The 20,990-nt window shown below is 37.1% G+C and carries 20 protein-coding genes; 3 read left to right on the forward strand and 17 right to left on the reverse strand.

Features of this window, described 5'->3' with window-relative positions:
• Positions 1 to 116: 116 nt before the first annotated feature.
• The 9 genes from recN to nusB form a co-directional block, all read right to left on the reverse strand.
• A complete protein-coding gene (recN, locus tag FH508_RS14750; protein ID WP_173479025.1) occupies positions 117 to 1,808 on the reverse strand; it encodes a DNA repair protein RecN in 1,692 nt (563 codons plus the stop codon).
• 147 nt (positions 1,809 to 1,955) lie between these two features.
• A complete protein-coding gene (gene ahrC, locus FH508_RS14755; RefSeq protein WP_173479026.1) occupies positions 1,956 to 2,405 on the reverse strand; it encodes a transcriptional regulator AhrC/ArgR in 450 nt (149 codons plus the stop codon).
• Positions 2,406 to 2,506: 101 nt separating this feature from the next.
• On the reverse strand, positions 2,507 to 3,325 hold the full coding sequence (locus FH508_RS14760) for a TlyA family RNA methyltransferase (RefSeq protein ID WP_173479027.1): 819 nt from the start codon (positions 3,323 to 3,325) through the stop codon (positions 2,507 to 2,509).
• Positions 3,325 to 5,226 carry a 1-deoxy-D-xylulose-5-phosphate synthase gene (gene dxs / locus FH508_RS14765; protein WP_173479028.1) on the reverse strand — a complete coding sequence of 634 codons (1,902 nt, stop codon included), beginning with the start codon at positions 5,224 to 5,226 and terminating at the stop codon, positions 3,325 to 3,327. Before dxs ends, FH508_RS14760 begins: the two co-directional genes overlap by 1 nt.
• A gap of 164 nt (positions 5,227 to 5,390) precedes the next feature.
• A complete protein-coding gene (locus tag FH508_RS14770; RefSeq protein WP_173479029.1) occupies positions 5,391 to 6,272 on the reverse strand; it encodes a polyprenyl synthetase family protein in 882 nt (293 codons plus the stop codon).
• 5 nt (positions 6,273 to 6,277) lie between these two features.
• The gene (gene xseB / locus FH508_RS14775) at positions 6,278 to 6,511 is read right to left on the reverse strand and encodes an exodeoxyribonuclease VII small subunit (protein ID WP_173479030.1); all 234 of its coding nucleotides are present in this window, start codon (positions 6,509 to 6,511) and stop codon (positions 6,278 to 6,280) included.
• A 2-nt stretch (positions 6,512 to 6,513) separates the two neighbouring features.
• Positions 6,514 to 7,869 (reverse strand): exodeoxyribonuclease VII large subunit, encoded by a 1,356-nt coding sequence (gene xseA, locus FH508_RS14780; protein ID WP_173479031.1) that lies wholly within the window; start codon positions 7,867 to 7,869, stop codon positions 6,514 to 6,516.
• A gap of 404 nt (positions 7,870 to 8,273) precedes the next feature.
• Positions 8,274 to 9,134, reverse strand: coding sequence for a bifunctional methylenetetrahydrofolate dehydrogenase/methenyltetrahydrofolate cyclohydrolase FolD (gene folD / locus FH508_RS14785; RefSeq protein ID WP_173479032.1), 861 nt, complete (start codon positions 9,132 to 9,134; stop codon positions 8,274 to 8,276).
• A gap of 34 nt (positions 9,135 to 9,168) precedes the next feature.
• A complete protein-coding gene (gene nusB / locus FH508_RS14790) occupies positions 9,169 to 9,549 on the reverse strand; it encodes a transcription antitermination factor NusB (RefSeq protein WP_173479033.1) in 381 nt (126 codons plus the stop codon).
• A 515-nt stretch (positions 9,550 to 10,064) separates the two neighbouring features.
• Here nusB and FH508_RS14795 point away from each other — a divergent pair.
• A complete protein-coding gene (locus FH508_RS14795) occupies positions 10,065 to 10,904 on the forward strand; it encodes a MerR family transcriptional regulator (RefSeq protein WP_173479034.1) in 840 nt (279 codons plus the stop codon).
• 219 nt (positions 10,905 to 11,123) lie between these two features.
• Positions 11,124 to 12,293 carry an MFS transporter gene (locus FH508_RS14800; protein WP_173479035.1) on the forward strand — a complete coding sequence of 390 codons (1,170 nt, stop codon included), beginning with the start codon at positions 11,124 to 11,126 and terminating at the stop codon, positions 12,291 to 12,293.
• Between the two features lie 88 nt (positions 12,294 to 12,381).
• Here the strand turns inward: FH508_RS14800 and FH508_RS14805 are convergent, their stop codons facing one another.
• The 6 genes from FH508_RS14805 to FH508_RS14830 form a co-directional block, all read right to left on the reverse strand.
• Entirely contained in the window at positions 12,382 to 12,789 is a 408-nt protein-coding gene (locus FH508_RS14805) for an Asp23/Gls24 family envelope stress response protein (protein ID WP_173479036.1), read from the reverse strand.
• 201 nt (positions 12,790 to 12,990) lie between these two features.
• The gene (locus FH508_RS14810) at positions 12,991 to 14,862 is read right to left on the reverse strand and encodes a PTS fructose transporter subunit IIABC (RefSeq protein ID WP_173479037.1); all 1,872 of its coding nucleotides are present in this window, start codon (positions 14,860 to 14,862) and stop codon (positions 12,991 to 12,993) included.
• Between the two features lie 20 nt (positions 14,863 to 14,882).
• Positions 14,883 to 15,794: a 1-phosphofructokinase gene (gene pfkB / locus FH508_RS14815; RefSeq protein WP_173479038.1), complete on the reverse strand. Its 912-nt coding sequence runs from the start codon at positions 15,792 to 15,794 to the stop codon at positions 14,883 to 14,885.
• Positions 15,791 to 16,543 (reverse strand): DeoR/GlpR family DNA-binding transcription regulator, encoded by a 753-nt coding sequence (locus FH508_RS14820; RefSeq protein WP_173479119.1) that lies wholly within the window; start codon positions 16,541 to 16,543, stop codon positions 15,791 to 15,793. The genes pfkB and FH508_RS14820 overlap by 4 nt, the downstream gene beginning before the upstream one ends.
• A gap of 89 nt (positions 16,544 to 16,632) precedes the next feature.
• On the reverse strand, positions 16,633 to 18,354 hold the full coding sequence (gene ptsP, locus FH508_RS14825; protein ID WP_173479039.1) for a phosphoenolpyruvate--protein phosphotransferase: 1,722 nt from the start codon (positions 18,352 to 18,354) through the stop codon (positions 16,633 to 16,635).
• Positions 18,348 to 18,617 carry an HPr family phosphocarrier protein gene (locus tag FH508_RS14830; RefSeq protein WP_173479040.1) on the reverse strand — a complete coding sequence of 90 codons (270 nt, stop codon included), beginning with the start codon at positions 18,615 to 18,617 and terminating at the stop codon, positions 18,348 to 18,350. Before FH508_RS14830 ends, ptsP begins: the two co-directional genes overlap by 7 nt.
• A 325-nt stretch (positions 18,618 to 18,942) precedes the next feature.
• On the opposite strand from FH508_RS14830, the gene FH508_RS14835 reads away from it, so the two are divergent.
• Complete coding sequence (locus FH508_RS14835) at positions 18,943 to 19,161, forward strand: hypothetical protein (protein ID WP_173479041.1); 219 nt, start codon at positions 18,943 to 18,945, stop codon at positions 19,159 to 19,161.
• Positions 19,162 to 19,281: 120 nt separating this feature from the next.
• On the opposite strand, the gene FH508_RS14840 is transcribed toward FH508_RS14835, so the two are convergent.
• Both FH508_RS14840 and FH508_RS14845 read right to left on the reverse strand, forming a co-directional pair.
• A complete protein-coding gene (locus FH508_RS14840; protein ID WP_173479042.1) occupies positions 19,282 to 20,055 on the reverse strand; it encodes a class I SAM-dependent methyltransferase in 774 nt (257 codons plus the stop codon).
• Positions 20,056 to 20,446: 391 nt separating this feature from the next.
• Positions 20,447 to 20,761: a hypothetical protein gene (locus tag FH508_RS14845; protein ID WP_173479043.1), complete on the reverse strand. Its 315-nt coding sequence runs from the start codon at positions 20,759 to 20,761 to the stop codon at positions 20,447 to 20,449.
• Positions 20,762 to 20,990: the final 229 nt, after the last annotated feature.

Raw genomic sequence — 20,990 nt, forward strand, 5'->3', positions numbered from 1 at the left:
TTTTGAATTTTGTCTTTATACTATGTGTTGTTGTACCGTTCTTATAAGCGGTAAATATTTGCGCAAAATGAAAAAAACCCAGAAACAGTTGACCTGCCTCTGGATTTTTCAAAAAGTTAGCGCATATGTTTTTTTCGTTCGTTAGCCATCTTTAACAATTCTGTCGCATGCTGTAAAGTTAATTCGGTAATTTCTGCACCTGACATCATTCTGCTTACTTCCTCAATACGTGCATGGGTATCAATTTCAGCTAATGATGTAAATGTACGATCATGTTCAACCTCTTTTTTAATAAAGTAATGATGATCGGCCATCGCTGCCACTTGTGGAAGATGTGAAATACACAGCACTTGAGAATTAACCGAAATGGCTGCAATTTTTTCAGCAATTGCTTGCGCCACTCGACCACTTACACCAGTATCTACTTCATCGAAAATGATGGACGTCACACCGTTTGAAGATGAGAAAATTGTCTTTAGTGCTAACATCATACGTGATAGTTCTCCACCAGAAGCAATTTTCGGTAAAGATTTAGGTGGTTCACCGACATTCGTTGAAATATAAAATACAACTTGATCTTTACCATTTACATCAAAATAAGGTAAAGCATCAAAATTTACAATAAATTTTGCTTTTTCCATATGTAATTCACGTAGCTCTGCCATAATGGCTTCACTTAAGTCATTTGCCGCTTCTTTTCGAACATGTGATAGTTCTTCTGCAAGTTCGCCTAATATGACTTCCATCTCAAGTACTTTCCGTTCTTTTACTTGTAAAATTTCATCGCGATTTAAAAGCTCACCTAGCTCAGTTTTAATTTTTTCATAATAGGCAATCATTTCTTCGACTGTTGAGCCATATTTACGCTTTAAGTTTTGGAACAGCGCAAGGCGTTGCTCAACTTCATTTAAGCGCGCTGGATCAAATTCTAGCTCATCTAAAACGTTTTTCACTTGATATGCTGCATCTTGCAGTGCGTAAAAGGCAGTTGTTACTGACTCAGATGCCTCTTTAAACTGTTCATCAATCGTCGCTGCATCATCTAATGCTCCCATTGCTGTGCCGATCCAGTCAAGACCTTTTGTTTCACCTTGAATCGCTTCATAAGCAGCACTTGAGCGCTCAAATATTTTATTAAAATTCATCAGACGTCGACGTTCATCAAGAAGCTCATCTTCTTCACCTAGCTTTAAATTTGCATCTTCAAGTTCTTTCATTTGGAACTGATACAAATCAATACGCTGAGCCATTAACTGCTCATCTATAGAAATTGTCGCTAATTCTTTTTTCAATGCACGATATTCGTTATATTGTTTACTGTATTTTTCAAGAATTGGTGCTAGTTGCTCTTCCGCGAAGTGATCGAGTAAATAAATATGTTGCTTTTCATCCATAAGTTCTTGGTTTTCATGTTGACCATGAATATCAATAAGACTTGCACCAATGTCACGCAAAACCGATAATGGCACTAATTTACCATTAACCCGACAGACACTTTTGCCCGAGTCATTTAAGTCCCGACGCAAAATAATGGAATCCTCTTCTATTTCAATGCCTGCCTCCTCCAGTTTTTTATATACAGGATGTGCAGCACTTGAAATTTGAAATAGCCCACCTAATTCGGCTTTTTTTGCACCATGACGTATAAATTCCGAATTACCTCTACCACCAGCAAGTAAATGTACCGCATCAATAATTATTGACTTACCAGCACCGGTTTCTCCTGTTAACACAGTTAGCCCATCTGAAAAACTAACTGTTAAATCCTCAATAATGGCAAAATTTCGAATACTAAGCTCTCTTAACACAAAAGGTCACCTCTGAATTAAATTCAACTGCTATTGAAATTCGTACTAACAGATGCATATACCCTTTAATGGAAAAAATTAAGCATCTGTAGTATTGAAATTCTCTTTACTATTAAAAGGTAGATTAACACCGATTAAAGTTACATTTTATAGCATGTCCAATAAGCGATTTTTTGTATTTTCACGTTCACCTTCATCACGACAAATAATCAAAATTGTATCGTCTCCAGAAATAGTACCTAAAATTTCTGGCCAATCTAAATGATCAAGTAATGAAGCAATTGCATTCGCGTTACCAGGAAGTGCTTTCATGACTAGAAAATGTGATGCACCGTCAATACTCACAAAAGCATCAGCTAGCGCACGATGTAATTTTTGTACAGGATTGAATCGTTGGTCTGCGGGTAAGCTATATTTATAACGTCCATCCTGCAATGGCACTTTCACTAAATGCAATTCTTTAATATCTCTTGATACGGTTGCTTGTGTCACATTATAGCCTGCATCCTTTAAAAAATCGACTAAATCATCTTGTGTTTCGATTTCATGATTCGCAATAATATCTCGAATTCGTATATGTCTTTGTCCTTTATTCATATCGTTCACCTCTTATAAATAGTTAAATATTTGTATAATTACACTACCATCTCCAGCATAAAAGCACAAGAAAAAACACGGCTCTACTTACTGAGCACGTGTTATTTTAGTGCACTATGCGCTTCTTCGACGAGTGCATTAAAAGCTGTATATGGCTGGATAACCTCATCAGCAATTGGATTCACTAGATGGAATAAAAATTCAATGTTTCCTTCCCCACCTGTAATTGGAGAATAAGAAGCATCTTTTACCACAAAGCCAACTTCTGTTGCCATAGCAGCTGTTTTCTCTAAAACATCGAGATGTACCTTTTTATCACGGACAATGCCTTTTTTACCTACATTTTCTTTACCTGCTTCAAATTGCGGTTTTACTAAAGCCATGACATCGCCGCCAGGCATTAATACCGTTTTTAGTACTGGTAAAATCAATGATAAAGAGATGAAGCTGACATCTATAGTGGCAAACTCTGGTAAGCCCTCAGTTAAATCAGCAGCTGTTGTGTAACGGAAATTTGTTTTTTCCATAACGGTTACACGTTCATCCGAGCGAATTTTCCACGCTAACTGATTGGAACCAACGTCTAGAGCATAACAATGTCTAGCACCATTCTGTAAGGCACAGTCGGTAAATCCACCTGTAGAAGAGCCGATGTCAAGCATCAGCTTTCCTTCTACAGACATATCAAAAATTTGTAAAGCTTTTTCTAACTTTAAGCCTCCACGGCTCACATATTTTAAATCCGAACCTTTTACTTGTAGCGGAGCATCTATGGTGATTTTTTCTCCTGCTTTGTCGATGCGTATCTCGTTGGAAAAGACAAGACCTGCCATAATGGATCGTTTTGCCTTCTCCCGTGTTTCACATAGTCCACGCTCAACAAGTAAAATGTCTACACGTTCTTTCGGTTGTTTTGTCATTATTTATTTAAACCTACTTGCTGTTTTTGTTGTAGTAACACTTGCATGCGTGCCACTGTATCTTCTGCTGTCATATGAATTTCTTCAAGCAGTTGATCGACATTTCCATGCTCAATAAATTGATCAGGTATGCCCATACGATCGATTATTGCATTTAAATAACTATGGTCATGGGCAAATTCTAATACGCCACTACCAAAGCCACCTCGTAATACTGCCTCTTCAATCGTTAACACTGGCTTATTGCTAGTAAATATGCGATGCAGCATATCCTCATCCATCGGCTTAATAAAACGTGCATTTACTACTTCGATTTCTATGCCCTGTTGAGCTAGCATAAGTGCCGCTTCCATGGCCATAGGAATAGTTGTACCAAATGTTAATATGGTAGCATCTTTCCCCTCACGTAATACTTCCCAGCTACCAATTGGTAAAGCCATCAGCTCATCATCAAGCGGGACACCTATCCCATTTCCGCGTGGATAACGAAGGGCAATCGGACCGCCATTATAATCAATGGCTGTTTTCACCATATGCTGACCTTCATTTTCATCCTTTGGCATCATAATCGCCATGTTTGGAATATGACGAAGGAATGCAATATCAAAGACGCCTTGATGTGTTTCGCCATCTGCACCAACTAAACCAGCACGGTCAATCCCGATAAAAACATTTAAATTGGGACGCGCAATGTCATGAAGGACTTGGTCATAAGCACGTTGTAAAAATGTTGAGTAAATAGCTAAAAACGGTTTCATCTTTTGAGTAGCAAGACCTGCCGCCATTGTGGCAGCATGCTGCTCAGCGATCCCCACGTCAAAAAAGCGTTTCGGAAAATCTTTTTGAATGCCCTGTAATTTTGAGCCGACAGGCATTGCAGGTGTGATTGTAACAACACGTTCATCCTCATGGGCAATTTTACGAACAGTTTCAGCGATTAAACTACTCCAAGCAGGACCTTTTGTCTCGGATTTTACAAATGCACCAGTCTCCATTTTATATGGGCCTGTTCCGTGCCAGTTACCGATTGTATCATCTTCCGCTGGTTTATAGCCTTTCCCTTTTTTCGTAATAACATGAACAAGAACTGGGCCTTTTACTTTTTTAGCATAAGATAATGTTGTTTCAAGCGCTTCGAAGTCGTGACCATCAATAGGACCTAAATATTTAAATCCTAATTCCTCAAAAAAGACACCAGAAACTACTAAATATTTCAAACTGTCTTTCAAACGTTCAGCAGTGGAAGCAAGCTTACCACCTAGAACAGGAATTTTATTGATTAACGATTCTAGCTCTTCTTTTGCTTTTGAATATTCTTTAGCTGTACGTAAACGTCCTAATACATTGTGTAATGCTCCAACGTTCGGAGCGATGGACATTTCATTATCATTTAAAATGACAATCATGTTTGTTTTTGCATGCCCAATATGATTTAAAGCTTCAAGCGCCATACCGCCTGTTAAAGCACCGTCCCCAATAATCGGTACGACGAAGTTTTTCTCATTTTTTATATCACGTGCTGCTGCCATACCCATGGCTGCTGACAACGATGTCGAGCTATGACCTGTTTCCCATTCATCATGTTCACTCTCCACAAGCTTCGGAAAACCACAAAGCCCTTTGAACTGACGTAATGTGTCAAATTGACTCGCACGACCTGTCAAAATTTTATGCACGTAAGCTTGGTGGCCAACATCCCATAAAAACTTATCTTTTGGACTGTCAAACATTTTATGAAGCATAATTGTAAGCTCCACAACACCTAGGTTTGGTCCAATATGACCACCTGTGACAGAACATTTTTCGATTAAGAAAGTTCGAATCTCTTTTGCAAGCTGTTCAAGGCCTTTCTTATCTAAGTTTTTTAAAAAGGATGGACTAGAAATGTTGTTTAAATCCACCTTTCTCACACACCTTTTCAATAAATTATTCACCGCAATCGTGTTTCCACCATTATAACAGTGTTATCCATATGCTAAAAGTACGAACACTTTATTGTTTGCCTATTGGCAAACGTCCCCACCTATTCTAGCATATTCTTGACCTGTAAAGCCCTTTTTTTCTCTTAGTTTTTACGATGAACAATATAGGCTGCAAACTCACGCAGTAAGCTTACATCTACTTGTAGCTTATCAAGCGCTGCTATTGCGAGCTGATAATGGTCAGCAAGTTTTTCTTTAGCACCCGCTAAAGTTAATAATGCAGGATATGTGCTTTTATCACTAGCAACATCCTTTCCTGCAGTTTTGCCTAATTCTTCTGTTGTTCCTTCAATATCTAAAATATCGTCTTGAATTTGGAAGGCTAAGCCGATGTGATGTGCATATTCCTTTAAAGTAGCTCGATCTTCTTGCGAAACATTAGCTAGAACTGCACCTGATTCAATACTAAATCTTAATAGAGCTCCAGTTTTATTAACATGGACATGCTCTAGTTCAGTTAAGTTAAGCTGGCGTTGCTCACCTTCCATATCCAATACTTGACCGCCAACCATTCCTTCTGCACCAGCTGCTACGCTTAGAAGATTTACTAGTTCTATTCGTTGCTCTGCCGCAATATCCATGCGCGCTAAAATGCCAAATGCTAATGTATTTAATGCGTCACCTGCAAGTGTTGCTAGCGCCTCACCAAATACTTTATGGTTAGTTGGCTTACCACGACGGAAATCATCGTTGTCCATGCTTGGTAGATCATCGTGTATTAAAGAATACGTATGAATCATTTCAATAACGGCACCGACTGTCAGCCCTGCTTTACTGTCTTTCCCGTATTGTTCTAAAACTGCTAATACAAACAGTGGGCGAATACGCTTGCCTCCTGCTTTTAATGAATATAGCATCGACTCTTTTAAATTGGTCGGTGCGTCAATTTTTTCAACAAGTGCAAACATTTCAGCTTCTACTTGTGGTGTGTTGCTTTGAATAAAATGTTTTAATTGTTCGTTCATTTTAACTAGTTCTCTCCCTTTAGCGGATCAAATGCTGTTGTTTCACCTGTCTCTTGGACAATTGAAATTAGTTGTTCTTCGGCATGCTGTAGTTTGCTATGGCAAAATTGAGAAAGCTCCATGCCCTGTTTATATAAATCAATCGCATTCTCTAATGGTACATCACCTTGTTCTAATTGGCGGACTATTTCTTCAAGTGCCGTCATTGCTTCTGCGAATGTTTGTTGCTTTTTCGCCATTTCTATTCCTCCTTATTATTTGGCAAGACATTTGTCACTTCGGCAATTACTTTCCCATCGTGGAAGGACAGTGTTAGTTGGTCCTGCCGCTTTAAGTCAGTAGACGATTTCAACACTTTGTCATCTTTGTAGGCTACAGTAAATCCCCTCGTTAAAATAGCAAGTGGATTTAAAGCTTCAAGTGTTCGCACAGATGCCTCAAATTGTTGCTTCTGCTTTGTCACATATTGTGAAGCTGAACGTGTTAGCTGCTGAATACGGTGTTCCAACTCTCTTTGATGAAAAACAAGTGCCTTTTTCGGTGATTGCTGCTCCACAGCGCTATGCAATTTTTGTAGCTTAGCTTCTTTTTTCATCAAATCAACTTGCATTGCTTTTTGTAAAGTCGTCTCAAGCTGTGCTAAGCGTTCTGTAAATGGTCGATACAATCTATCTGGCATCGCTAAAGGATAAGACTGCTGTAGCTTATTTAGACGTTGTCGTTCTGTTATAAGTTGCGCCCTCACAATTTGGTGGAGCTGTGATTTTTGCGTCAATACTCGTTGATATAGCTCCTGCTGATCAGGAACAGCCATTTCAGCTGCTGCAGTAGGAGTCGGCGCACGCAAATCTGCCACAAAATCGGCAATCGTCGTATCGGTTTCATGCCCTACTGCGCTAATAATTGGAATCCGACTGTCAAATATGGCGCGTGCAACTACTTCTTCATTAAACGCCCATAGATCTTCAATAGATCCCCCACCACGTCCAACTAACAATACATCACATATTGCATCTTGATTAGCTCGTTCGATATTTTGAACGATACTAGGCGCAGCTTGTGCTCCTTGTACAAGTGTTGGATAAATGATTATTTCAGCAAGTGGATAGCGTCGTTTTAATGTTGTACAAATATCACGAATTGCTGCACCAGTAGTGGACGTTAAAACACCGATTTTTTCAGGAAACTTCGGAATTGGCTGCTTCCATTCAGGTTTAAAAAGACCTTCTTTTTGAAGCTGTTCTTTCAGTTGGTTAAAGGCAACAAATAAGCTACCGATACCATCTGGTTGCATTTCCTGCACATATAATTGATATGTACCATAGCCCTCGTAAACGTTTACATCGCCTCGGATAAATACTTGCATGCCATCTTTTGGCTCAAAAGCTAATTTTGTTGCTGCGGTTTTAAACATCGTTGCAGCAATACGTGCCCCATCATCTTTTAAAGTAAAGTAAATATGTCCAGATTGGTGTACTTTCACATTTGATAGTTCACCTTTGACATACACTTCACGCAGATGTGGATCAGCATCGAATTTTCGTTTAATATATTTCGTTAACGCTTTTACAGTTAAATATGAAGAAGCTGATGACATTATTTTCGGCTCCTTTACTAAAATCAAGTTTTTCACAAAACTACACTTATCATAACATTTTTTAATGCGCCTGACGTGAGAAAATACAGTTTCAATAGAAAAAACGTCTGTCTTTCAGACTACTTGAAAACAATACTGTAACATATTTATTCCCATCTTGGCTCGTAAAAGTCGCTTCTTTTTGTCTGTCTTTTCGAGTTTTGCTTATGTTAATCAGCGATTGGATTCGCTCTATCGGCGATTAGCTTTATTTTAGTGGTGATTTCCTCTATTCTATCGGCGTTCACTATACTCTAACCAAAATTTTTCGTCCCAAGTCTACTCGTTGTAATTTGCAAAAAGAGAGCCACCTCAAAAGTACTGAGATGGCTCTCTAAGCAAACGAAAGATTCTATTTTAAATTATTACTTTATTTTTGCAAGTTTTATTTCTGCTGCCTGCACTGTGTTGAAGAGTAACATTGTGATTGTCATCGGTCCTACACCGCCTGGTACTGGTGTAATGTGAGATGCAATACCGTCAACCTCTGTAAAGTTTACATCTCCGCAAAGTTTGTTGTTTTCATCACGGTTAATACCGACATCAATAACAACAGCCCCTTCTTTGACATGCTCTTTTGTAATAAAATTCGCACGACCAACCGCTGCAATTAAAATATCCGCTTGTTTTGTGAATGAAGGTAAATCTGGTGTTTTTGAATGTGTATATGTCACTGTTGCATCTTTTTGTAATAATAGTTGGCCCATCGGTTTCCCTACGATATGACTTCTACCAACAATTACTGCATGCTTACCTGCGATTTCAATCCCTGAATATTCAAGAAGTTTCATCACGCCAAACGGTGTACATGGTAAAAATGTTTCTTGGCCAAGCATCATCTTCCCAACGCTGACAGGCGAGAAGCCATCAACGTCTTTTTCAACAGCGATTGTAGCTATAACAATATTCTCATCAATATGTTTTGGCAGTGGTAATTGTACTAAAATCCCATGAATATCTTCACGAGTATTTAATAATTCAATTTGCACTAAAAGCTCGTCTTGTGTCGTTTCCTCAGGTAGTTTAATTAACTCCGAAAACATCCCAATCGCTTCACAAGATTTTTGCTTATTTCTCACATATGTAGCCGAAGCTTGGTTGTCCCCTACTAGAACAACTGCTAAGCCTGGTGTTAATCCTTGCTCTTTTAATCGAGCAACGCGCTCTGCTACTGAATTACGAATTTCTTGACCAATCTCTTTACCATTAATAATTGCACTTGACATAAACCTTAGTTACTCCTTCCAATTCAACACGTTTTTATTGTTCTGTAAATTTAGAAAGTACGCCATTGACAAATTTCGACGAACCATCGTCTCCAAATGTTTTGCATAACTCGATTGCTTCATTAAGTACTACTCTTTTTGGTGTTTCTTGCATGTATAAAAGTTCATATACAGCTAGTCTTAAAACTGTTCTCTCAATTTTCGGTAGACGGGCAAGTGACCACTTTTCTAGATGCTGCGATAATGCCGCATCAATTTCCTCTAAATGTTCAGCTGTTCCATTAATAATCTTTTCGTAGAAAGCATTTGTAGGTTGACCTTTAATATGTTCTTTTGCTTCTTCGACTGTAAGATCAGTATTGTCTAGCTGAAACAAAACTTGCAACGCTTTTTCACGTGCTTCATGTCGTTTCATGTAAAGCTCTCCTTCTTAAGTGGCATTAAGGTTTATAATAGCATAAATTCATACGAGAAACACGAATTCAAGCAAGTTTTCAATAATCTGAAACCTTTTTCAAGCAACTTTCTACTTATTTTTCTCTTCAACTTTGTTGATATGAATAAAAAGAAATGCTACCTTTGTTTTTTCTTTAATAAATCTTTCATTTATTAATACGGAAAAACACCATTTAAGGTTCCCCAAATCGTAGACAATCCTAGCTGATTCAAATTTTTTCTGTAATTGAAAGCAAAATGCTTAACTTAAGAAACCTTGTACAACATGACTAAAGCATTTTCTTTTTCAGCCGAAATTATTTAAAACTCCGTCTTCATTTTATTGACATAATTATTAACTTCCTTATTATTATGAGCTACATTATATTTTGTAATGGATAGAAGTCTAAAATGTTCTATAATACTTTCAATAAACCTTTATGTCTAAAAATAAACTAAAAGCAAATGCTACATTAACACTAGTGGAGGCCAACTATGAAAGAACATTATTATACTATTGGTGAGGTCGCAAAATTAGCAAATCTATCTGTGCAAACACTGCGATATTATGACCAAATTGATTTGTTTAAACCTGCTTATACAGATTCCGCTAGCAATTATCGCTATTATAAAGATAGTCAGATTTTTTATTTAGATATCATTAAATCGCTCAAATACATTGGCACATCGCTAGAGGATATAAAAAAGGCACTTATGCTGACATCTGAGGAGCTACTTGGCTTTTTAGAACACCAAGAGCAACGTTTGGAGGAGAAAATTTCACGACTCAACGAAGTGAAATATACCTTATTAAAAACGAAAAAACAGATGCAAGAGCAAATTGAAATTCCAATCTTCGGAGAGGTATATACACGTTTTGAAGAAGAAATGCCTATATTACAAGTTACTACGACTGAACTTACGCCTACATCTAGCACCAATACGTATTATGGAACATTAACAAAAATCATTGAAAACGAAGGAAGTGTCTTAAATAGTCGATATGGATGTATTTTTCCGCTCGCGCATTATCAAGATGTGGATGATATTATTTATGATGCAATATTCACACCACTATTAACGGAACGGACTTTTTCTAAACTGTCAGCTAACGTAAAGCAAACGATTGTACCAGGAGGTAAGTATGCTTGCATCGCTTTTATTTACCATCCCGATACGTATTTTTCTTTTTATGAAAAGCTTAAAAAACATGTAGATTCTCAGAAAGCATCATTTGAATCAACCGTTTACGAATTTTATATGCCTACAACAATTTCATCTGAGCGTGAAAAGAAATTTATTGTTGAATTAAAAATTAGACAAAATGCTATTTAGCCTTCTCTTTTGCGCTTTAACCCCTCTTTTAACAGTTTAATGGATGTATACTGTATAACTATTGCGTTTTACTTGCACACTAATACTGCCTAGAAAGTAATAACAAAAATTAAAACAAATCTTTTGACCCTATAGTTACTATAGGGTTTATTGTATTAGATGGAAATCTTCTAGTAGATTATCAATCTCATGTATTGTGAAATGTTGAAGGAGAGAAAAATGAACAAGAAACAAGCTTTAACCTTAACTATTTTGTTATCCAATTTATTCATTGCCTTTTTAGGGATAGGATTGGTTATTCCCGTATTGCCAACTATCATGAATGAACTGAATATAACAGGCTCTGTCGTTGGCTATATGGTTGCAGCATTTGCCATTACCCAACTTATTGTATCGCCTATCGCAGGGAGACTAGTCGATCGCGTTGGTCGAAAAGTTATGATTGTTGTTGGTCTAATTATTTTTGGACTTTCAGAACTTTTATTCGGGATGGGCCGCTCAATTGAAATTTTATTTATATCACGCATGCTTGGTGGTGTAAGTGCTGCTTTTATCATGCCCGCAGTAACTGCATTTATCGCCGATATCACAACAATGGCACAGCGTCCAAAAGCACTCGGCTATATGAGTGCAGCGATTAGCACTGGTTTTATTATCGGACCAGGACTTGGAGGATTTTTAGCAGAATTCGGCACACGTATACCTTTTTACGCTGCAGGTGTACTCGGTTTTATAGCGGCAATATTATCGTTTACACTATTAAAAGAACCTACACGTGCAATGGATGACACAGAAGCTGCTCCATCTATTTTAAGCAGTGCAAAGCGTGTTTTTAGTCCTTTATACTTTATCGCGTTTGTGCTTATTTTTGTCCTTTCCTTTGGTCTAGCAGCATTCGAATCACTCTTTAGTTTATTCGTCGATCATAAATTTGCATTTACACCATCGGATATTGCCATTATTATTACCGGAAGTGGAATTATTGGCGCACTTGCACAGTTGTTATTATTTGATTGGCTTACAAAGAAAATGGGCGAAATCAACGTAATTCGATACTCACTCATCCTTTCTGCTGTACTGACATTTGCGATGACAATGGTTAATCATTATTTCGCCATATTATTTGTTACATTCTTTATTTTTGTTGGCTTCGATTTAATCAGACCTGCCGTTACTTCTTATTTATCTAAAATTGCGGGGAATGAGCAAGGCTTTGTCGGAGGAATGAACTCAATGTTCACAAGTCTCGGAAATATTTTTGGACCAATCATTGGAGGCATGTTATTCGACATTGATTTAAACTATCCATATTACTTCGCTACAATCGTCTTAGTTTTCGGTATTATCCTCGCATTTTTCTGGAGGAAACCAAAAGATATTGCTTTATAACTGTTAAAGTCGTTAATCACAAAATAAAAAAGAGGAGTTGCCTGCTATGGTGAAATATTCACCACGCTGGCAGCCCCTCTTTTTTTAATTATTGTATCATTACTTCCTCTTTTTCGAAGTGAATACCTGTAATATGTACATTCACCTCGGCTGTTTCAAGTGCAGTCATATTTAAAATTGCTTGGCGAATTTGCGTTTGTACATCCTTTGCCACTTTCGGAATCGCATAGCCATATTTTACAGAGCAAAATACATCAATAGCGATTTCTCCATTTTCTGTAACACCTGATTTAATGCCTTTATTGTGTACTTTTTTACCGAAACGTTCAACGACGCCAGTTGCAATATTGCCACGAGTTGCTGCGATACCCTCTACCTCGTTAACCGCGATTCCAGCTACAATTTCAATCACTTCTGCAGCTACTTCAATTTTCCCAAGCTCTTCTTTACCAGAAGGAGTTGGTTGTACGAAAGATTGTCCTACTTTCTCTGCCATACAATATCATCCTTTCCACTACGCATCGCAAGCAAATGCTGTTGTTATGCTTATTATACTATAAAAAGGAAGGTTTAGCTTAGGAAAGACGCTTTTCATTTTTTGAATACAGCTCGGTCATTGATTATAATCCCTCTTTTCAAAACGAAGCGAGCAAATTGTTAAGTTTATTTTTTCAGTTTTGATTTGTTTTTATATACATTACATTTTTTCTACAAGTGGCTTTTTCCACAATCCAACGACAGCAGCCGTAACCACTGCACCAACTACTAACGACACTAGGTACATAAGTGGGTTTTTCACGGCCCAAATGACAAAGATACCACCGTGTGGAGCTTGAAGTGTACAGCCAAAATATAAAGCTAAACCACCAGCAATTGCTGCACCGATAACAGAACTAACGATAACACGTATCGGATCTGCTGCTGCAAATGGAATTGCTCCTTCTGTAATGAAGGAAAGACCCATAACAAAGTTTGTTTTACCAGCATCACGTTGAGCTAGCGTAAATTTCTTTTTAAAGAATGTTGTAGCGAGGGCTAAACCAAGCGGTGGAATCATACCACCAATCATGACTGCTGCCTGAGGAGCATAATGACCTGCATCGATCATCGCTATACCGAATGTGAAGGCCGCCTTATTAATTGGGCCCCCCATATCAACTGCCATCATACCCGCAAGGATAATACCTAAAAATATGATATTTGTTCCGCTTAAACTATTTAACCATGCAGTTAATCCATCCATTATCCATTTCACAGGGGTATTCACAACAAATATCATAATGAAGCCGACAATCACCATGCTAAAAAATGGATATAGCAGTACAGGCTTGATTCCCTCGAATGACTGAGGTAATTGAGAAAATAGTTTTATTAAGCCTAAAACAACATTACCTGCTAAAAACCCTGCCACTAATCCCCCTAAAAATCCCGCACCACCTGAAGCAGCTAAGAAACCACCAACCATACCAGGCGCTAAACCAGGACGATCAGCAATCCCCTTTGCAATAAATCCAGCTAATACGGGTATAAGTAATGCAAAGGCATTTCCACCACCTATTAAATTTAGAGCTTCAGCAAAAGGTCCTTCAGCATTAATTCCTCCGATTAAGAAAGATAAAGCAATTAATAAACCGCCACCAACAACAAACGGTAACATATTAGAGATACCGTTCATCAATGGTTTATAGAAGTATTCTTTGAACCTATTTTCAGTTTTGCCTTCTTCAGTATTGCCACTAGATTCACGTGTTACATTAAAAATTGGTGCATCTTGATTTAAAGCACGGTCAAGCAACTCATCTGGTTTACGAATACCCGCTGCAACAGGTACTTTAATGACATGTTTACCGTCAAAACGGCTCATTTCAACTTGCTTATCGGCTGCAACGATAATCGCTGTTGCTTTGTCAATTTCCTTTGCAGTTAAAGCGTTCTTAATTCCAGTTGAACCATTTGTTTCAACTTTTATTGCAATTCCTCTTTCTTTTGCTTTTGCCTGTAATGCATCAGCAGCCATATATGTATGAGCAATACCTGTAGGACATGCAGTTACAGCTAGAATTAGTCGCTCTCTGTCTTTCTTTTTTGCAGTTTCTTCTTCATTGTCGGCTTCTTCATTTTCTTTCGCTTCAATTATACGAATCACATCTTCTGGAGATTGCGCCGCTAATAAATTCTCGCGCAACGTTGTATCCATCAATAAGGAAGAAAGACGAGATAATGTTTCAAGATGCTCATTATTAGTACCATCACTTGCTGCAATCATAAATAATAGATGGGCTGGTTGTCCATCTAACGATTCATAATCTACACCTTTCGCAGATTTTGCAAATAAAATGGATGGTGTTTTTACTGCATCTGTTTTTGCATGAGGAATCGCAATCCCTTCCCCGATACCAGTAGTACTCTGATATTCTCTCTTTAAGATCGCTTCTTTAAATCCATCAAAATTGTTTAAACATCCAGCTATATGTAATTTTTTAGCCATTTCATCTATAGCTGCATCTTTGCTAGTAGCAGCCAAATCGATAATAACGGTATCTTTTTTTAATAAATCCGTAATTTTCATAGTCGACTACACCACCTATATTAAATTTTTTTGATAGTTACTTGATCAAATAAAAAATCAATTTTTTCTTTTGAAGCTAAATCTTCGCTAAAAGTAGTAGCACTTCCGCTTGCAACAGCCATTTGGAATGCTTTACTAAAGTTTTGCTCTTTCGCATAAGTGCCAATAAAGCCTGCTACTAACGAGTCACCTGCTCCTACAGAATTCACCACTTCACCTTTCGGTATAGAAGCCTTGTAAACTTCACCATTTGTAAATAGCAGTGCGCCATCGCCAGCCATTGAAACAATCACATTTTCAGCTCCCATTTCTACAACTTTTTTACCGTATGAAATGATTTCATCAAACGTCTTAATTGCAACGCCGAACAAATCGCTTAACTCATGATGATTCGGTTTTACTAAAAAGGGCTTATTTTGTAATACTTCAGCCAAAACATTTCCACCCGCATCCACTACAACTTTCACTCCACGTGTACGATACATCCTTGTTAAATCTGAATAAAAGGTTTTAGGCAGTGAAGGAGGGATGCTGCCTGCTAAAACTAAAAAATCGCCTTGTTGTAAGCTCTCTAACTTTTTATATAACTCCCGTATATTTTGTTCGGTTAGAGCAGGTCCTTGAGCATTCATTTCAGTCTCTTTCCCTGTTTTCAGCTTGATGTTTATTCGAGTATCTTCCTGTATTTTTACAAAATCTGTTTGAATCCCTTCACTTTCTAACGCGCCTTGAATGAATGCTCCTGTAAAGCCTCCAATAAAACCTAATGCGACAGAAGGGACGCCAATCGTGTTTAAAACACGAGATACATTGATTCCTTTTCCACCTGGAAATTTACGCTCACGCTCAATACGATTGATTTGATTGATTTGAAAATTTGCCACCTCAACAACTAAGTCAATAGAGGGATTAAGTGTTACTGTATAAATCATGATGTCACAACCTTCAAGCTTGTTTTTTCTAAGTATTCTTTAATAGTGTCATTATCCACATTCGTTGTCATAATGCTTGCCTTTTCTATCTCCGCTACTTTTGCAAAAAATATTTCTGAGAACTTACTCTTATCAGCCAAAACAAACGTTTCTTCAGCTAATTGCATTGCAGTTTTCTTAAGCGCAGCTTCTTCAGGATCAGGCGTTGTAAATCCATACTTTACATCAACGCCGTTCATACCTAAAAAGCACTTATCAAATCGATACTGTTTTAAATTTTCTTGCGCTACAGTGCCAACTATTGCTTTCGTATTCATTTTTATTCTTCCGCCTAATATATAGGTCGGGATATTGGCTGACGTTAATGCATCAACATGCATCAAGCCATTCGTTACAACGATGATTTTTTTATTTTTGACAAAAGGAATCATTTCAGAAACAGTCGATCCTGCATCAAAATAAACACAATCTCCGTCACGAATCATGCTCGCGGCAGCTTTAGCAATGATTTGCTTATCATAAAGGTTGATGGATGATTTATCATGGATTGTTGGCTCATCAATTTTGGAAGAAGGATGCGTTGCTCCTCCATGAATCCGCTTCAGTAGTCCTTGCTCTTCTAAAAGTGCTAAATCTCTCCTAATCGTTGACTCGGATGTTTTCGTTCTTAGCACTAAATTCTGCAACTCCACTACACCATTAGAAGTTAATAAATCTAAAATAATATGATGTCGTTCCGCTGTAATAATAAGCCTACACCCTCTTGTTATGTTATAAAAAAATTGCAGTTAAACTCGAAAACTTCGAATTTAGCTACAGCCTAATTTAACTATAAATTTTATTGACACGATTTTAATAAATACTTTTTAACGTAACCTTCTACTTCAAGCGCTGTCGTTAGTTTAAATATTTGCTCAAGATGCTCAGTTAGTTCCGTTTTAGCTAATTTCGCAATTTGTGCACGTGCCTTTAATATAGACGGAGCACTCATTGAAAATTCATCTAATCCAAGCGCCAACAAAATTGGAATAGCTATTTCGTCTCTAGCCATTTCACCACACATTCCTACCCATTTACCATTTTTATGTGCAGCCTCAATGACTGTTTTCACAAGCCTTAAAATGGCAGGATGATAAGGCTGATACAAATACGAAACTTTTTCATTCATACGGTCTGCTGCTAAAGTATATTGTATTAAATCATTCGTTCCAATTGATAGAAAATCAGCCTCTTGCGCGAATACATCAGCAATAATTGCTGCAGATGGGATTTCAACCATCATCCCTACTTCAATCGTTTTAGATACTGCAATTCCTTCATTTAGAAGCTTTTGTTTTTCCTCAAATAATAATGATTTTGCCTCTCTAAATTCTTCAAGTGTTGCAATCATTGGGAACATTATTTTCAAATTACCGTAAATGCTTGCTCTTAAAAGGGCACGTAATTGCGTACGGAAAATGCCCCGCATGTCTAAACAGAGACGTACTGCACGATAACCTAAAAAAGGATTCATCTCATGCTCTAGTTTTAAATAAGGAAGGTTTTTATCGCCACCAATATCCAATGTGCGAACGACAGTAGGTTTGCCTTGCATTTTTTCAAGAACCGTTTTGTACGCTATAAATTGCTCTTCTTCAGTTGGCAATTCATGGCGATCCATATATAAAAATTCGGTACGAAATAGTCCGATTCCATCCCCACCATTTGCAATAATCGATTCCACATCTTCTGGCTTCCCGATGTTCCCTGCAATTTCTACACGATAACCATCAGCGCTCACGCTATCACTAAAACAGTATTGCTTCAGTAATTGTTTCTTCTCATTGTAAGCTTTCTGTTTCTCCAAGTAATTATCGAGTATTTCCTCCGTAGCATTTATAATTACTTTGCCACTCGCACTATCAATAATAACTGGAGCCCCTTGCACAATATCTTGCGTGGCTGTTTTAGTGCCCACAATAGCGGGAATCTCCATCATTCTCGCTAAAATAGCAGAATGTGAAGTTTCGCCCCCTATATTAGTAATAAAGCCTTTTACATAGGATGTATCTAATTGGGCCGTTATAGATGGAGTTAAATCTTCCGCAACAATAATGACATCTGTAGATATACGGCTATAATCCGCTATTTCTATACCTATCAAATGAGCTAGTAAGCGAGTTGAAATATCGCGAATATCTGCCGCACGTTCTTGCATATATCCATTTTCCATTGCTTCAAACATTTCAATATATGTATTGGCGGTTTTTTGGACAGCAAATTCTGCATTCCAGCCATCATTAATTATTGTTTCAATTGCTACCATAATTTCTGGATCAGCTAACAGCAATAAATGCGCGGAAAAAATAGCTGCCTTTTCAGCGCCGAATTTTCGATTGGCAATAGCGCGGATATCTTCTAATTCCAATTTTGCTTTGATAATCGCCTCTTGCAATCTATCCTTTTCTGCATCGATATCCTCAATCCTTTCTTTTTTAAACGACAAGTCGGGTTCAACTAAACAATAAGCTTTCGCTACAGCGATACCATCGGAAACAGCAATCCCTTTTATTTCTAGCATTCTTCACCAATCCCTTGAGAGATGATTACTTTTGTTACTTTATCCATTAATTGTTGTGCGTCTGCACCTTCAGCTGAAATTTCTATAACTGAACCCAGTGAAATCGCCAGTGACATAACGCCCATAATTGATTTTAAATTTGCAGATCTATCTTTGTATGTAATGGTAACGTCCGATTTAAATGAGGACACAGTTGTTACTAATAATGTCGATGGTCTTGCATGTAAACCTTCTAGTACTGTAATTTTGAATGTTTTTTTCATTTTGATATCCCCCTAGAAATTTTTCCTATGATTTATCAAGAAGTTTAAGTGGTTTTCGTGATTGTTTTTGGATGTTTATGTTACAGTTTTAAGTTCAATCAATCCATCCACCAGCCATTCGTTTTACGGTTTTATTATAGAACATCAAAAAACTACATTCAATCATTTCCATCCAAAAACGCCCAAAAACAAGCAGCATTTTTCTAGCTAAAGGAATTTGCTTATTTGGTCTTCACGCCCCCTTTTCCATTTATCTACCATTCTCTTTTCCTAAATGCTATAATACATAAAGATTATTCAGACAGCAGTAGATAGGGGAATGAAGATGGAAACTGAAACAATTGAAAATGAAGAAAGCGAAATATACAGTTATCAAACCTACAATATTTTTGCATATATTATCGGTTTAATTATATTTCCATTATTAGGATTGATTATGGGAATTGTCGGTGTAAAACAGCGCAAGAAACATGCTTGGAGTATTATTGTTGTTTCAATTATTGGTTGGGGGCTAAATTTTTTCTTAATGAATAAACTATATTAATTTTTACATCATGAACTTCTGGGATAAGATATATGCTTATACGTAAGTTCTTTAGGATGCTTACATAAAAAAACCTTCAATCTACTTAAAGTTGAAGGAAAAGAAAATCATTTCAATTTTTCATTTGCTTATTTTTTTACAAACATATACTAACTCATAACTATCATTTGTGGCTGGCGTTTCGTTCCAATCCTGATAAACTGCAACGATTTCAAAGCCATTGTAAAACAACAATCTTTCCATTTCTTTTGGAAAGACATATCTTAAGCTAATTTTAGTGCTCTTTTCATCTACAATTTGACCATCATTGTTTTTATACTTTCTATTCGTCGTATAGTGTTGAATTTGATTTAATGAATCATAATGACTAATCGTATAAAGGTCTACAATTTGAAGCGTTTCACTATCAGTATAAGTTCTCCAATATTCTTCTGTGCTCGGTTGCAGCAATTCCTCAACACTCGGGAACCTTGTACCAAAAATGAAAATGCCACTAATTTCTAAATGCTTGTGCACAGAGGAAAGGAATTCATCTTGCAATTGGTTTGTAAGGAAATGTTGAAATGTATTACCTACTGAATAGATGAAATTACTTTTAGTTGTTAAATTCAATTTCGTACAATCTTGTTCCACCCATTTGATTGGCAAATCAAGATTAGCTGCCTTTTTCTTTGCCTCATTTAACATGCCTTCATGTATGTCTACTCCTATCAATTTGCAACCGTTTGTAGCCAATGGAATAGTTATTCTCCCCGTGCCACAAGCTAAATCAATAATAGTACCTTGCGTATTTGATGCCCATTTTTGCAAAAATGGCAATTCGGGCATGTATTGTTCATTTTCTTTATCATATAAAGTCGGGTCATCGTATTCTTCAAAATTATAAAAAACCATGTTAGCCCCCTATCAATTCGCTATTTCTATTAATTAATAATTTTAACATAAAATAGAAACAAATAATCCCCCCCATTTCTCTTTAGACGCAAAAAAACCTCCTGACTAGTAAAAGTCAGAAGGGTATTAACAAATCAATTATTTGTTTGTTCCTAATACGTCGTTCTCTTCCAAGAATTTCGTGTTGAATTGCGCAGATTTGAAAACGTCATTGTTCATTAGTGCTTGGTGGAATGGAATTGTCGTCCTATCGATTTATATAAACGCTTATGATTGCGTAACCTTCAACGTTCAATGAATCGGTAGAATAAAACAAAAACGGGTTTAACGTACTATTACACCCTCTTAACGACAATATTACCGATATTCTATGCGAATAGCAAGTCGTATTTCATTCCGTCTCCCCTATACGTTGCAGTTCCGTTTCTAAATACTCTTTTATTATTCGGGGTTTATTATCTCGGTAAAAAATAGATACTGCTAGATCACACGCGTCATCTTGGATTCTCTCTTTATTAGTACGTGCGTGCACAAATTCAATTACTGTTACCTCTAGATTATTTAATCGGCGTTCTCCATTTCTTAATTTCTCGCTAAAGTTATCTACTCGGTCCTGCATTTTACTAAGAATTATGCGAATTTGAGCATCGGTTAGATTCAACTCCTCCATAATTTCTCCGATAGTAAACGAATCTTTTTCCCACATTTTTAATTACCTCACTCTCATTCCGATATTCTAGCGTAAATAGATTGTTCTAAATATCCGCTAAATTATTCGAAATTGTCACGGCAAAACAAAGGAATCTTGACGGATATAAATTAGCAGTACTTTGCGATATTGTTATATTACGGAGAATTTGCTATGACGCAAAACTGACGCAAGTCAAATCGCATTTATTTAATTACATAATTTTACATAATTAACATATTTAATA

The sequence above is a fragment of the Lysinibacillus sp. CD3-6 genome (assembly GCF_006351725.2).
GTDB lineage: Bacteria > Bacillota > Bacilli > Bacillales_A > Planococcaceae > Lysinibacillus.